Here is a 13974-nt window from a genome sequence, read left to right as displayed (position 1 = left end):
GGGATTTTATCATTTTCGTAAGGTTCGCTCAGACCTCACGATACACGTAGTTTCTGATAAAAACTGCGCAGTTCTTTCTCGGTAAAGAGGGTAGAGTTGGTGCTTTGCGGAGATGAGTCGATTGCGAGAGAGTGGACTGTTCGTCTTAGGGATGGTCTTTGCTGGGTTGCTTCAGGCTCAGGATGTTCGCATAGAGAGCCTGGCGATCACCGGGAGTGAGCAAACGAGGTTGGAATTCACGGACGAGACCGGGACGGCTAGTAGTCTCTACGAGATCTGGCGTTCGGAGGCTTTGGAGAAATGGTCGTTGGCCAATTTTTGCTACCAGGAGGGTCCTCTCACCGAGGTTCTCTTGCCCGGGTCGAGGAAGCCGCGGGAGTTCTATCGGATGCATCGGGTTGTTCAGACTCCGGGAGGAGTGGGGGCGGAGGGTTCCGGCTTCGCGTTGCGAGACACTTCTTTTCCCGATGCGGGAGCGCCGGATCCCGAGCTGATCGACTTGGGCCGTGATTTGTTCTGGGACAAAGAGTTGAGCGGCAATCGCAACATTTCTTGTGCGACCTGCCATCACACCGACCTGGCGACTGGCGATGCGCTTTCGCTGCCGGTTGGGGAGGGCGCAACGGGGCTGGGGCTCTTGCGGAATACGGGCGTGGCCGGCGATGCCATTCATGAGCGTGTTCCGCGTAATGCTCCCCATATCTTCACGATGGGAGCCAGGGAGATGACGGTGATGTTTCATGATGGTCGCATCAGCGTGGACCCCGCCGAGCCGAGTGGTTACCAGAATCCGGCAGGGGCGAGCTTGCCATCGGGTTTGGACAGTGCCCTTGCTGTGCAGGCGATGTTTCCGGTGACCTCTCCGACCGAGATGGCGGGGCAGGCAGGCGAGAATGAGATTGCGGACTTTGCCGCAGAGGAAGATTGGACCGCGTTGTGGAACGCCTTGGCCGCGCGGCTGCAGGCGATTCCGGCCTATGTGAGCCAGTTCCAAGCGGTGATCCCCGATGTGATCGACGCCGACGACATCACCTTTGTCCATGCGGCCAAAGCGATTGGCGCGTATGAGGCGGCGGTCTTTCGATCAGATAACAGTCCCTTCGACCGCTTCTTGCGAGGTGATAGTGATGCTCTCGATGCAGAGGAAATGGCGGGGATGAAGTTGTTCTATGGCAAGGCGGGATGCGCGCAATGCCATAGCGGAGTGATGCAGACCGATCAGAGTTTTCATGCCATTGCGATGCCGCAGGTGGGACCCGGAAAAGGTCACGGGGTCAGTGGTCTGGAAGACTGGGGACGCTGGGGCGTGACGGGAAATGTGGAGGACAAATTTCGCTTTCGTACGCCGACCTTGCGCAATGTCGCGCTGACAGGGCCCTACGGTCACGCGGGAGCCTACGCGACCTTGGAGGCGGTGGTGCGCCATCATCTGAATCCAGAAAAGTCCTTGGCCAATTATGATGCTTCACAGCTGGTGCTGGCCTCGCGGGTGGACCTCGATGCCATCGACTTGGCGGTGATGAACTATGCGCCCTCCCGTCAGGCGATTGCGGAGGCCAACGAGTTGATGCCGGTGGAGCTTTCGGAAAGCGAGATTGCGCAAGTGATCGCTTTTCTGCACGCCCTCACCGATCCGGATACTTTGGACTTGAGCGCGGAGGAGCCGACAGCGGTGCCGAGTGGGCTTCCGGTCCCCGATTAGGGAGGGGCGGTGCTTTTTCCTTTTTCCGCACGAAAGAAAGTCGATGCTTCGTTGATAAGACGTTGTGAGTTCGATTAAGCAAGTTGCCGGAATAGTCATAGGGGTCGTGATTGGCCTGGTGGGAGGGATGCTCTTCAAGTCGAGCCTGCCTCCGGAAAAGGACTCCGCGGCGGAGCAACTGGAGATTCAACGGCATGAGCTGAAGTCCGCCCGCAACCGCTTGGCGGTGCTGGAGGCGGAGCGGCGGCGTGGCGATTTGGCCTCTGGACAAGCTGCGCGCGACATTGCGGCCGATATCCGAGCTGGGCGCGAGGTGGATCTGGATGATGTCTTCGCGCTGACCAAGCCTTACCTCGCTGATATTTCGCCCTTGATGGAACGGATGAGATTGAAGGAGGAAAAGCGTCGTTCGGAGGAGATCGCCGGAGAGATGGCGCGTAAATATGACCTCACTAAGATTCAGCAAGCGCGCTTGGAGGACTGGATGGCGGCAGAGTCGCAAGTCAATGCAGAGAAATTTCGCATGGTGCTGGAGGACGAGGAAAGTGATTTTGAGGACTTCATCCGGGCCACTGAGGAGAATGCCGAGTTTGGGGATTTGGATGACTTCATGGAAAGCGAGTTGTCGGGGGAAAAGTTGGCCGAATACAAAGCCGAGCGATTGGTGGAGCGCTCCGAAAATGTGACCAGCGAGGCCAATCGAAAGTTGCATCGCTTGCACGAGGTGGTGGACTTGGATGTTTCCCAGCAGGATGCGGCCTTCTTGCTTTTTGCCAGAGGCTCAGGCGACTACGAGGAGGGAATGGTGGTTGATGGGATGCAGGGCACCCAAGGAGGGCTCAGTGTGGCGCAACGCAATGCTGAAGTGATGTCCCTCCTCCGGCCGGAGCAGCAGGCGCAGTATCAATCCTATCAGGCCGAACAACGGGAAGAAGCTAATCGCGAATTGCAGGAGGTGGGGCTGAAGCTGCCTGCGGACTGGGACCTCTTCGAAGACGACCTTTTTGACTGATGTCTGATTACGCTTTAGAGGTCCACGACCTGAGGGTGGACTACGGTGACTTTGTCGCGGTCGACGGGTTGAGCCTGAAGATTCCGCGCGGGAAAGTAGTGGGTCTGGTGGGGCCGAATGGCGCGGGTAAGACCAGCACCTTCAAAGTGCTCGCCACCCTGATGGAGCCCACCTACGGCGAGGTCTCGATGTGTGGACTCGATGTTCTTGAGGAGACCGCCAAGGTGCGCAAGCTGTTAGGATACATGCCGGATTTGGCACCCGTGCCCTCGGATCTGAAGCTGGGGGAGTTTCTGGAGTTTCATGCCGACACCCACGCCCTGGGCAACAAAGCACAGAGGAGGGCGCGGGTGGATGAATGCCTCGCCCGGGTCAATCTCACCGCCAAGCGCAATGCCTGGTGTCGCAAGCTTTCGCGCGGGCAAACGCAGCGACTGGTACTGGCCAAGACGCTTCTCCACGAGCCGCAAGTGATGATTCTCGACGAGCCTGCGAGCGGCCTCGATCCGCTTTCGCGCCGCGAGCTGCGGCTGACTTTGCAAAGTCTCGCGAGGGAAGGAGTGACGGTTTTGGTGAGCTCGCATATTCTCAGCGAGTTGGCGGAGATGTGCAGCTCCATCATCGTGATGAATCAAGGAAAGCTCTTGGCTTCCGGCACAGCGGAAGAAGTCCGATCCGAACTGGGTAGCGATCGTCGCGAGATGACGATGAAGGTTTTGGGAACCACCGGGGAGTTGTTCTCTTGGCTGACAGCTCGCGAAGGAGTGAGCGAGTTGGTCCAAGAAGAAGGCGCGGTGAAGTTCGACTTCGTCGGCGACGATGAAGCGCAGGTCCAGCTGTTGGCGGACTGTGTTCGGGCGGGCTTTGCGGTGAAAACTTTGGAAGAGAAACGAGCGTCCTTTGAGGAAATCCTCGTGGAAGTGGCGGAAGGAAACGAAACCCCTCTGGAGGAATGAGAGCAGCAGCTGACCGAAAACAAAAGCCCGTTTGGGCCCTCTGGGCGAACCCGATTTTTCGCCGCTATTGCAAGTCCCGGTTGCGACCCAAGGGCTTGGGAGTGATGTTGATGATGACCTTGATTGTCACAGGATTCGCCTTTGCCTTGGCCCGGGCAATCGCGTTGCACGAACTGGACCCCATCGATGCCGCCCGTATTCCGGTGATTCCCATCCTGGTGATTCAGGGCATCATTCTGTTCTTTCTCGGTACCGGACAAGTGGCGGGAGGGATGACTGCGGAAGGGGATGAGGGCGTGATTGATTACCAGCGGCTTGCTCCGATGTCTCCTTTGGCAAAAACCTTTGGCTATCTCTTCGGTTTGCCCATTCGCGAATACGTTCTTTTTCTGTCGACTCTGCCCTTTACCATTTGGTCGTTCTGGGAGGGGCAGATTCCGCTCTTTGTCGCGGGGCAGCTTTATGGTGGCGTCTTGTCCTCCGTGATTCTCTATCATCTCACCGGCCTGGTCGCGGGAACGGTGTTGAAGAATCGCCGCTGGGCCTTTCTCGTGTCGATGGGCGCAATCTTCTTTCTCTACACGGTCGTCCCGCAGATTGCGAAGTTCGGTCTCGTCTACTTCAAGTATCTCACCCTCTATCCCATTTTCGAAGAGAGTCTTCCCTACCTCGTTCCGCAGGACGCGGGGGCGGTGGTGGAGACCGCGCAGCGACTCCTCCCGCCTGCCCGCTTCTTCAACCTCAATTTGCCTCAGGCGGTGTTCACCCTTTTGTCGCAGGGCGTTTTCTCACTCGCGGCGGTGGTGATGGTCTGGCGGAGGTGGAAGTTGTCGGAGTCTCACCTTCTGGGGAAAGTTTGGTCCGTTGCCTTGTTTGCCTGGATTCAGATTCTGTTGCTGGGGAATGCTCTTCCTTTGATTGCGGGGGGCGACCTTTTTCCTTCGCGCAATTTGGGAGGCATGTTCAATCGCTTCGTGGATCCCATTTGGGAGCCGGAAGCGATGGAGGCGGTGCTGATGGCCGGGGTCTATGGGGTAGTGACTCTGACCCTCTTGCTCATCCTGTTGGTGGTCATCACTCCGGAGTATGATACTCAGGTGCGCGGCTGGCGACGGGTTCACAAGCTAGGGCAAAAGCGGCTGCCGTTCTTCGGGGACTCGTCGTCCAGCTTCTGGTGGGCAGGGGTGATGATTCTTTTGGGGACGATTGGCTGGTTCGTCTTCACGAAGAACATCATTGAGTCCCATTGGTTCTTTGGTGAAGTGAAGGTCTTTTCAGCCGTCGCCTTTGCACTCTCTCTGGTTACTGCCGGTTTCGGCTGGCAGGCGATTCTAGAATGGAAAGGGCGTCGCGCGGGGACGCTGGTTTTCATCTTGTTAGGAGTGGTGCCAATTTTGATTGGGGTGGTTATGGCGGTTAGCAACGAAGCTCTCCGGGTTCCCGCGATTTGGATCGGATCGATTTCGCCCCTAGCCGGTCCCGTGCTAGCGGCAATCAACGAAGTCTCCATTGCCGACTTCCCCCGTGACGTCGAACGAGCCGCACCTCCCGCGTTTTGGTTTTGGCAGTGTCTTCTTCTTTTTGGGGCAGTTCGGTTGATTGCCGCCAGTCGTCAACAGAAGAAAGCGTTACGAGAGGTAAGCGTGCAATAGGAAAGCGAGTGAGGTAAGCTGCTGGGATGAATATTCCGTCTTTGCTTATTCTTCTGAGCTGTTTCTTGGCGATGGGTTGCACCGAGCGGTTGGGCGCATCAGGCTTCTCGGACGAAGAGGAGAAGATTCTTTCGGAGTTGCCGAAGGTGCCGGTTGGCCTCAATTCGGGGTATGCTATCGAGAGGCGGCCTTCCGAGAAGGTCGATTGCAAGTTGAGCTACCAAGTGAGCGCTCCTAGTTTGGTAGCGGATGAGTGGATTTTCTATGCCGCTCACGCCCCCAGCCTTCCATCCCAAGAGGTGAGTCATGTGAAGAGTAATCCGCATGGTCAACTGGCCTTTAGTTCCAGCGTATTGCAGAGAAAACTCCTGTTGATTCGAGTGCCCGGGGAGGGCGGGGCTCAGCACGCGGTGGACCTTCGTGTTTTTACCGGGGCTCAGCTTTTTTCTCGGAAATTGATTCAGGGGAAGTCTCAGGAAAAGGCTCCGACTCTTTCCGAGCCGGAGAAGCGGGTGGCTTTGCGTCCTAGCGAAATGTTCGATTATCCTGCTCCGCCATTTGTGGTTTGGCTGAAAGAAAAGGGATATGTGCGAGCGAAGGCGGAAGGCGAGATAGGCTTTGCGCGTCGTGTCTTTCAGAGTCTCGCTGGCAGCTTTTCCTACGAGTATTCGGAGCAAATGGAGCGGCAGGCAACGAGGGTATGCAGGCTGGGGAAGTCGGACTGCGGAGGGCTCTCGGTGCTCTTTGTGGCGATCATGCGCTCACAAGGAATTCCTGCGCGTTGTCTGTCTGGACGATGGGCCCAATCGGCTGAGCCTGGTGAGAGCTTGCATGGCATTGCCTACTACCAGAGCCATGTTAAGGCCGAGTTTTTCGCGCAGGGAGTTGGCTGGGTTCCGGTAGATCTCTCTTTGGCGGTGAGCTATGATCTCTCGTCTGAGAGGCTGAAATTCTTCGGTGACGACCCCGGAGATTTTCTCACTCTTCATGTCGATCCTACCCTTAGTCTCGATACCCATCATTTTGGTGTGCAGAAGATCGATTGGCTCCAAGGTGCCGCATTTTGGGTGAAGGGAGGTGGGAAGTTAGAGGGCTTGAAAACTAAGGAGAATTGGGAAGTGAGATAGGAAGGTCGAAAAAGTTTCAGACCTTCAGCTCGGTTGTGAGCTCTTCCGGCTAACAAAAAACCCCGACCGAATGGGTCGAGGTCTTGAGAGTTTAAGGAAGATTTTTCTGCCTTAGTCCACTTTCGCGAACTTGGCGTCGATGCGGGTGAGGGCGAAGGCTTCGAGGGCTTCGTCTTCGAACTTTTCGACGACATCGGCGGAGAAGCCTTGCGCGATCATGCGGCGGGCGCTGCGGGGATCGATGCCTCGGCTGCAAAGGTAGTAGATCTCTTCGTCGCTCACGCGGGAGGAGGTGCTGCCGTGAGAGCACTTCACTTGGTCGGCGTTGATTTCCAAGCCGGGCATGGAGTTCGCTTCCGCCTCGTCGCTCATGAAGAGGTTGCGGCAGGTCTGGTAGGCGTCAGTGTAGTGAGCGCCTTCATCCACGAAGATGAGGCCCGAGAAGACGGTCTTTCCTTTGCCAAAGAGGGTGTTCTTGAAGAGCAGGTCACTGCCGGTGTGGGGCGCGCCGTGGTGCTGAAAGGTGCGTTGGTCGTATTCCTGGCCGGTGTCGGGAATCGCCACCGAGAGAATCTCGGAATTACTCTCTGCGCCATCGACGGTGGAATAGGTTTCCTCGCGAGCCCAGGCGGAACCGGTGTGGATGGAACCGGTCTTGGTGCGGGTGTTCTTGCCCAACTTGGAATCAGCAAGACGGATGAAGTGGCTTTTCTCGTTGAGCTCCTGGGAGACAAGGTAGCGCAATTCGCAATCGTCCATGGCAACCAAATCGCTCACCGAGACCACGGTGGCGACGTCGGTCTCATTGGCGCTCACGAAGCGCTCCAAGACAATGCCTTTGCTGCCGGGCATGCCGACAATCAGGATGTAGGGGAGGGTGGTGACCTCGTTGCCAGAAGCGAGATGCACGATCTCAATGGGCTGCTGGCAATCGATACCGATATTGATCGCGAAACCACCTTGGCTCTTCGCGCGATGGAGAGCCGCCAATTTGGGAGAACCCAGTCGGCCCTGCAGCGGAGGGAGAAGGCTTTCGATGCAATCGCCGTGGTCGCGCAGGATGTCGGCAAATGGTCCGGCGACCACTCCTTCGGGAATGGTGCCTTCGGTAGCCACGAGCTCGTTGTTGCAAAAGACGAAGCGAATCGCGTTTTCCAATGCCGGCTCGGGAAGTCCGTTGGCTTCACCGCCGTGAACGATGTTAGCCTCCGCCAGATTGGCATTCTTGTAGGAGCCGAAGCGCCAGTTCTCATCTTTGCGGGTCGGCCACGCCAACTCCGCATACTTTGCTTCCGCTTCGCTGCGGAGCTTTTCATACCAATCGGGGAAATTCACACTCACTTGCGCTTTCTCTTCTGCTAAAACAGCACTCATCAAAAAATTGTTTACTACTAGGTTTCTAGTCGTTGGGACTAGCCCACGCTTCCTTCCATCTCCAATTCAATGAGTCGCTTCAGTTCGACCGAGTATTCCATCGGAAACTCGCGCACGAGGTCATTGATAAATCCGTTCACGGCCAAGCTCATGGCCTCTGCTTCACCGATGCCACGCTGCTGCATGTAGAAGAGCATCTCTTCACTCACCTGACTGACGCTGGCCTCATGCTGGGTCACATGGTCGTTGCCGCGCACGGTGATGGCGGGGTAGGTGTCGGTCCGGCTCTTTGAGTTGATGAGCAAGGCGTCACACTCGGTGTTGTTCTTGCAGCCCTTTAGGTGCTTGGGGATGTGCACTTGGCCCCGATAGGTGGAGCGTCCTTCGCCCACCGAGATGGACTTGGAGACCACGTTGGAGGTGGTGTTGTTGGCGGCGTGAATCATCTTCGCGCCGGTGTCCTGGTGCTGGCCGTCGTTGGCCAAAGCGATGGAAATCACTTCGCCGCGAGCGCCTTCACCCTTCATGACCACACCGGGATACTTCATGGTGAGACGGCTGCCGATGTTGCAATCGATCCAGCGAATCTCCGCGCCTTCGTGAGCCATGCCCCGCTTGGTGACGAGGTTGAAGACGTTGGAAGACCAGTTTTGCACCGTGATGTATTGCACCTTGGCGTTCTTCAAAGCCACGATTTCCACCACGGCGGAGTGCAGGGTTGCGGTCTCGAACTTGGGAGCGGTGCAGCCCTCCATGTAGGTCAGTTCCGCGTCTTCATCGACGATGATGAGGGTGCGCTCGAACTGGCCGAAGTTCTCGGAGTTGATGCGGAAGTAGGCCTGCAAGGGCTGCTTCAGCTTCACGCCTTTGGGCACGTAGATGAAGGAACCGCCGGAAAAGACCGCGCTATTGAGAGCCGAGAACTTGTTGTCGCCGGTCGGAATGACTTTGCCAAACCAAGGGCGGAAAATCTCCTCGTGTTCGTTGAGGCCCTCCTTGGAGTTCACGAAGATCACGCCCTCTTTCTCGAGGCCTTCCTTCATGTTGGAGTAAGCGGCCTCGGAGTCGTACTGAGCTTCCACTCCCGCAAGGAACGCGCGCTCCGATTGCGGAACGCCGAGACGCTCGAAGGTTTCGAGGACCTCGGGAGGAACATCGTCCCAGCTGCGCTTGGGCGCTTGTCCATCAGAGAGGTAGTAGCGGATTTTGTCGAAATCAATGTTGTCGAGATCGTGCGTCGCCCAGTTGGTGGGCATGGGCTTGCTCTCGAAGACTTCCAAGGCGCGATGGCGGAACTCACGAATCCAGTCCGCGTCTTTCTTGACGTCGCAGATGTAGTCGATGGTGCCTTTGTTCAGACCAACTCCCGCATCGAACTTGTGGTTCTCGGGAAAGGTGAAATCGCCCTTGGAGCGATCGATGTCGATCGCTTCCGCGGTATCCGCGTCGGTTTCGATGACTTCAGCGTCGTAACTCATGCTGCAACCTCCTCTTTCAAAAAGTCATAGCCGTTTTCTTCCAGCTCCAGGGCGAGGCTCTTGTCGCCGCTCTTCACGATTTTACCGTCGGACATCACGTGCACATAGTCGGGCTCGATGTAGTCCAGCAGGCGCTGGTAGTGGGTGATGACGAGGAAGCCACGGTCGGGGGAGCGCATCGCGTTGACCCCCTTGGCAACCACCTTGAGAGCATCGATGTCGAGGCCAGAGTCGGTCTCGTCGAGGAGGCAATACTTGGGGGCCAGCATCATCATCTGGAGAATCTCGTTGCGCTTCTTTTCACCACCGGAGAAGCCTTCGTTGACGGCGCGGGCAGTGAACTTGCGGTCCATCTCCAGCACATCCATCTTCTCATACATCTCGTGGTAGAACTTCACCGCGTCGATTTCCTCACCTTTGGGGAGGCGGGCCTGACGGGCGGCGCGCAGGAAGTTGGCGTTCGATACCCCGGGGACTTCCGCAGGGTATTGGAAAGCGAGGAAGAGACCGGCGCGGGAACGCTCGTCGACCTCCAGGTCAAAGAGATTTTCGCCATCCATGGTCGCGGAACCCGCAGTCACCTCGTAGTCATCATGACCGGCCAACACTTTGGAAAGAGTCGATTTCCCCGAACCATTGGGTCCCATAATGGCGTGGACTTCGCCTTTGGGAATCTCCAAGGAAAGGCCCTTGAGGATTTCGGTTCCGTCCACATTCGCGTGCAAATTTTCAATAAGGAGACTCATCTTTCGTTCGTTCTGTTTACTAGTTGGAGCCAGGCATAATGCCTTTCAGGGTCAGCTCCAGCTCCCTGACCTCGACGCCTTGCGGCAAATCGAGAAAATCTTCAAGCCTAACTCCCTCTTTAAAGACCACATCGTGAATTTGGCCCGTGGCCTCATCCTGGAAGTGGACGTGTTCTTCGAGATTCGGGCAATAGCGCGAGGGCGAGCGGTCAAAGTTGACCTGCTTCACCAACTCGTGGCCGACGAGGGCTTCCAGACAGTTGTAGACTGTGGCGAGCGAGATGGAGGGCATCCGTTCCTTGGCGCGCAGAAAGACATCCTGCGCGGTCGGGTGATCGCGCTGGTCGAGGAGGACTCCGTAGACTTCCTTGCGCTGCTTGGTCATGCGCAAGCCTCCCAGCTCCGACGGAATCTCGTCGGAGCGGCTGGGTAAGTTGACTGGCTGAATTCCCATCGGCAGGGGCAACCTACCGCCTCGTTGCGCAATCTCAAGAAAGAATAGGAATGATTCTAAAATGACTGCTGCTGCATTTCAGCACGAGGTTCCGTCACCGATGCCTCATATGTGCTCGTCGCTAGCCGGCGAGGCCATGCGGGTGGCGGTTCTACCAAGCTGCCCCGTTGCCCTTCGGGGTCAATTTGTTCACTATGAAAAAGATATGGGGACAAAGCCAGTTCTTCCAAGTCTGCGGCAGACCTTGTCGGGCGCGCGGGGGATTGGATCGTATTTTGCTGAGACTGTTTTTCTCTTCTCCTTCCAATGGCTTTTCTTGTGACTGTCCACTCCTTTTCAGCATCTGAGGCTGTGTAGAAGTATGCGCAGTCAGCGGTTGAACAAGGAGACCTGAATGATATCCAGATGCAAATGAGAAGAAAAACACTTCTAGTCGGTTGGGATGCGGCAGATTGGAAGATGATTACGCCCCTGATAGAGGCTGGCCGGATGCCTCATCTGGCGAAGATGATCGAGGAGGGAAGTTCGGGCAATCTCGCGACTCTGCAACCTTGTTTCAGCCCGATGCTCTGGACGTCAATCGCGACTGGAAAGCGAGCTCACAAACACGGCATTCTCGGGTTCACCGAAATCGATCCCACGAGTGGTTTCGTACGACCGATTTCCAACCTTTCCCGGAAGACCAAAGCGGTCTGGAATATCTTCAACCAAGAGGGAAAGAACACCATTACGGTTGGCTGGTGGCCTTCCCATCCGCCCGAGCCACTCAGTCGAGGCGTCATGGTTTCCAATCGCTATCAACGTTCGGAGGGCTCTGCGAAGAAAGACGATTGGGAAATGCCGGAGGCTTGTGTTCATCCCGAGCGTCTTGCCCCGATTTTGGAAGAACTTCATTTTCACCCTTCCGAGTTGAGTCCCGGCGATTTGAGCCATTTTGTTCCTGCTCTGGACGAGATGACCCTTGAGGAAAAAAAGGAACTCATCAACCGCGGGGAGATGCAAAGCCTGATGAAGATTATCGGCGACTGCACCTCCATCAACAGTGCTGCCACCGGACTCATGCAGAACGAGCCCTGGGATCTGATGTGTGTCTACTTCGACGCCATCGACCACTTTGGCCATGGCTTTATGAAGTATCATCCCCCCAAGCTGGACCATGTGAGAGAAGCAGACTTCAAGCTCTTCTCCCGAGTCAATGCGGCGGGCTACGAATACCATGATATGATGCTGGGCACTCTGCTGCGGCAGGCCGGAGACGATTGCAATGTGATACTCATCTCCGACCACGGCTTCCATCCCGATGAGGCCAGGCTCAAATACATTCCGCGCGAACACGCGGGACCAGCACGAGAGCATCGGGAGTATGGCATCTTTGTGGCACGAGGACCGGAGATCCGTGCGGGTCAACAGGTTGTGGGAGCATCGCTGCTGGATGTCTGCCCAACGATTCTTCATCTCAACGGACTCGCGGTTGGGGAAGATATGGATGGCCGTGTCCTGCACGAGATTATGGCTGACTCGCGTGGAATCTCCTCCATCCCAAGCTGGGATCAAGTCGAGGGAGATGACGGCTGCCACACTGCCGATACCAAACTGGATGAAGCTGCCGACGAGGAAGCTCTCGAGCAATTGGTCGCGCTGGGTTACATCGAAAAGCCAGTGGGAGGGAAGGAAAAGGCGGCTGCGCAAACCCGTGCCGAGCATCAGCAAAATCTAGCGACTAGTTACATGGATGGAGGCCTTTTCGGAGCGGCCATCGATATCTTGGAGCCCCTGTATCACGAGTTTCCACAAGAGCATCAGCTCGGCTTCAAGCTGGCGAGCTGCTACCAGAAAACCAAGCGAATCCATAAGCTCAAAGCGCTCGTTCCCCAGATGCTTGAAAGACGCCTTCAGGAGAAAAAAGAAGCCGAGGAGGAAGTCGAAAAAATCAAGGCCAGGGAAGAAGAACTCTTAAAGGAAAAGAAGGATCCACTCGAAGGCAAGTCGGACCAAGAGAAGCGTGCCTACCACCAGAACCTTCGTCAATTGTATCAAAAGTTACGCCCAAATCTCTACTCCTTCCAGCATTTGATGGCGGTGGTGGACTTCGCGGAAGGCCGCTATGAGGAGGTCCTGGCCAAGACCGAAAATCTCGATAGGGACCTTTCCGCCAAGTCGTCTTCCCTGCGCTTGCGGGCCTTTGCTTTCAGCCGTTTGAAGCGCTACGAGGAAGCGATCGAGGTTCTCGACTTGGCGGCAAGTATTGAGCCTGAATCCGCAGCCAATTCACTGGGTCTTGCGCGGCAGTATTTGCGAGCGAAGAAGCCGCAGGTGGCGCTCGAGTATATCGACAGGTCGATTGCGCTCAACTTTCAGCGTGGTCGCGCCCACTACTTGAGAGGTTATATCCTTCTCTCACTCAACAAGCCGGAAGAAGCCAAGGAGGCGCTCAAGGTTGCGATCAAACTCGCACCAGGGTCACCGTCCGCTTATCGGCTGCTGGCGCTCATTCTCAAGCGGGTCGATCGCGATTACATTCAGGCGACACGATTAATCGCTCTGGCAAAGTCCCTCAAGAAGCAATCGCTGTTAGGCAAAGCCAGGCGGTCCCGGATTCAAGGTCCCACCGATGTCAACAAGTCCGCATTGCAGCCTCGCATCCCTTTGAATCGCTCTTTGCTCACGGATGCCGAATCCGTTTCCTCAAAGGAAGTGATCACGGTCGTTTCCGGACTGCCCCGATCGGGCACTTCGCTCATGATGCAAGTTCTGGAGTTTGCAGGGATTGAGCCTTTTTCCGACAAACTCCGGACTCCCGACGAGTCGAACCAGCGAGGCTATTACGAACACCAGAAGATTCTTGAGCTCGATAAAAGAACCCCGAAGGCTTGGCTCCTCGATGCCCGCGGCAAATCCATTAAAGTCGTTGCCCCGCTCATCCCGATGCTTCCATCCCAGGTAAAGAACTCATCCGGCAATCTGGTAACCCTACATTATCGTATCCTGTTTATGGAACGTCCCATTGAAGACATCATAGAAAGTCAGTCGAAGATGATTGCCCGTCTAGCTTCCGGTCCCCAAGTCCAAGACCAGAAGAAGCTGGCGCAGAACCTGAGAGCATATGAAAATCGCGCGCGGAAGTGGTGCCAACGAAGTGGCATCCCAGCCGTGGGTTTGTCCTTGTATAATTTTGTGGACGGTTCACCCGAAGAGTTGGCAAAGTTTAGCGCTCTTCTTCAGCGGTCAATTTCTGCACCTGACTTGAAAAAGGTGGTCGACCAGAGACTTCTCACGATGCGCGAGCAGAGCGCAACAGAGGAAAAGTAGTCCTCCTGTCTCGTCGTCTGCAATCCGTCTTGGCGAAGCTTTCGAAAAGAAAACCTGAGAAGAAATTAAGTTAGCATAAGAGCTGAATGGTGGAACAAAATCTGCTGATGCTTTAGAGATTTAAAATAGGCTTGAATGTTTATTGTTAGGTTGCTCAAATGACC

10 protein-coding genes are annotated in these 13974 nt (G+C 56.0%); 6 read left to right on the top strand and 4 right to left on the bottom strand.

All coding sequences use genetic code 11. The annotated features are described in order from the left end of the window. Positions 1 to 112 precede the first annotated feature (112 nt). The 5 genes from IE099_RS04695 to IE099_RS04675 all read left to right on the top strand — a co-directional run bounded on the left by IE099_RS04695 (position 113) and on the right by IE099_RS04675 (position 6449). Positions 113 to 1702, top strand: coding sequence for a cytochrome-c peroxidase (locus tag IE099_RS04695; protein WP_229809387.1), 1590 nt, complete (start codon positions 113 to 115; stop codon positions 1700 to 1702). Between the two features lie 64 nt (positions 1703 to 1766). Then, positions 1767 to 2714 carry a hypothetical protein gene (locus IE099_RS04690; protein ID WP_189567786.1) on the top strand — a complete coding sequence of 316 codons (948 nt, stop codon included), beginning with the start codon at positions 1767 to 1769 and terminating at the stop codon, positions 2712 to 2714. Beyond that, positions 2714 to 3670 (top strand): ABC transporter ATP-binding protein, encoded by a 957-nt coding sequence (locus IE099_RS04685; RefSeq protein ID WP_189567784.1) that lies wholly within the window; start codon positions 2714 to 2716, stop codon positions 3668 to 3670. Before IE099_RS04690 ends, IE099_RS04685 begins: the two co-directional genes overlap by 1 nt. After that, the gene (locus IE099_RS04680) at positions 3667 to 5322 is read left to right on the top strand and encodes a hypothetical protein (protein WP_189567782.1); all 1656 of its coding nucleotides are present in this window, start codon (positions 3667 to 3669) and stop codon (positions 5320 to 5322) included. Before IE099_RS04685 ends, IE099_RS04680 begins: the two co-directional genes overlap by 4 nt. A gap of 26 nt (positions 5323 to 5348) precedes the next feature. Next, positions 5349 to 6449 (top strand): transglutaminase-like domain-containing protein, encoded by a 1101-nt coding sequence (locus IE099_RS04675; RefSeq protein WP_189567781.1) that lies wholly within the window; start codon positions 5349 to 5351, stop codon positions 6447 to 6449. Between the two features lie 111 nt (positions 6450 to 6560). On the opposite strand, the gene IE099_RS04670 is transcribed toward IE099_RS04675, so the two are convergent. Genes IE099_RS04670 through IE099_RS04655 form a run of 4 tightly spaced genes read right to left on the bottom strand, consistent with a single transcriptional unit; the run spans position 6561 to position 10501 of the window. Then, complete coding sequence (locus IE099_RS04670) at positions 6561 to 7823, bottom strand: SufB/SufD family protein (protein WP_189567779.1); 1263 nt, start codon at positions 7821 to 7823, stop codon at positions 6561 to 6563. 38 nt (positions 7824 to 7861) lie between these two features. Continuing rightward, a complete protein-coding gene (gene sufB / locus IE099_RS04665) occupies positions 7862 to 9301 on the bottom strand; it encodes a Fe-S cluster assembly protein SufB (protein WP_189567777.1) in 1440 nt (479 codons plus the stop codon). Further along, positions 9298 to 10047, bottom strand: coding sequence for a Fe-S cluster assembly ATPase SufC (gene sufC, locus IE099_RS04660; RefSeq protein ID WP_189567776.1), 750 nt, complete (start codon positions 10045 to 10047; stop codon positions 9298 to 9300). The genes sufB and sufC overlap by 4 nt, the downstream gene beginning before the upstream one ends. A gap of 19 nt (positions 10048 to 10066) precedes the next feature. Beyond that, the gene (locus tag IE099_RS04655; protein WP_189567775.1) at positions 10067 to 10501 is read right to left on the bottom strand and encodes a Fur family transcriptional regulator; all 435 of its coding nucleotides are present in this window, start codon (positions 10499 to 10501) and stop codon (positions 10067 to 10069) included. Positions 10502 to 10912: 411 nt separating this feature from the next. Here IE099_RS04655 and IE099_RS04650 point away from each other — a divergent pair, with 411 nt between their 5' ends. Next, entirely contained in the window at positions 10913 to 13810 is a 2898-nt protein-coding gene (locus IE099_RS04650; RefSeq protein ID WP_189567774.1) for an alkaline phosphatase family protein, read from the top strand. Positions 13811 to 13974 lie beyond the last annotated feature (164 nt).

Origin of the sequence: Roseibacillus persicicus, from assembly GCF_014651675.1 — a bacterium.
In the GTDB taxonomy this organism is placed as follows: Bacteria; Verrucomicrobiota; Verrucomicrobiia; order Verrucomicrobiales; family Akkermansiaceae; genus Roseibacillus; species Roseibacillus persicicus.
This window is presented reverse-complemented; position numbering and strand designations above follow the sequence as displayed.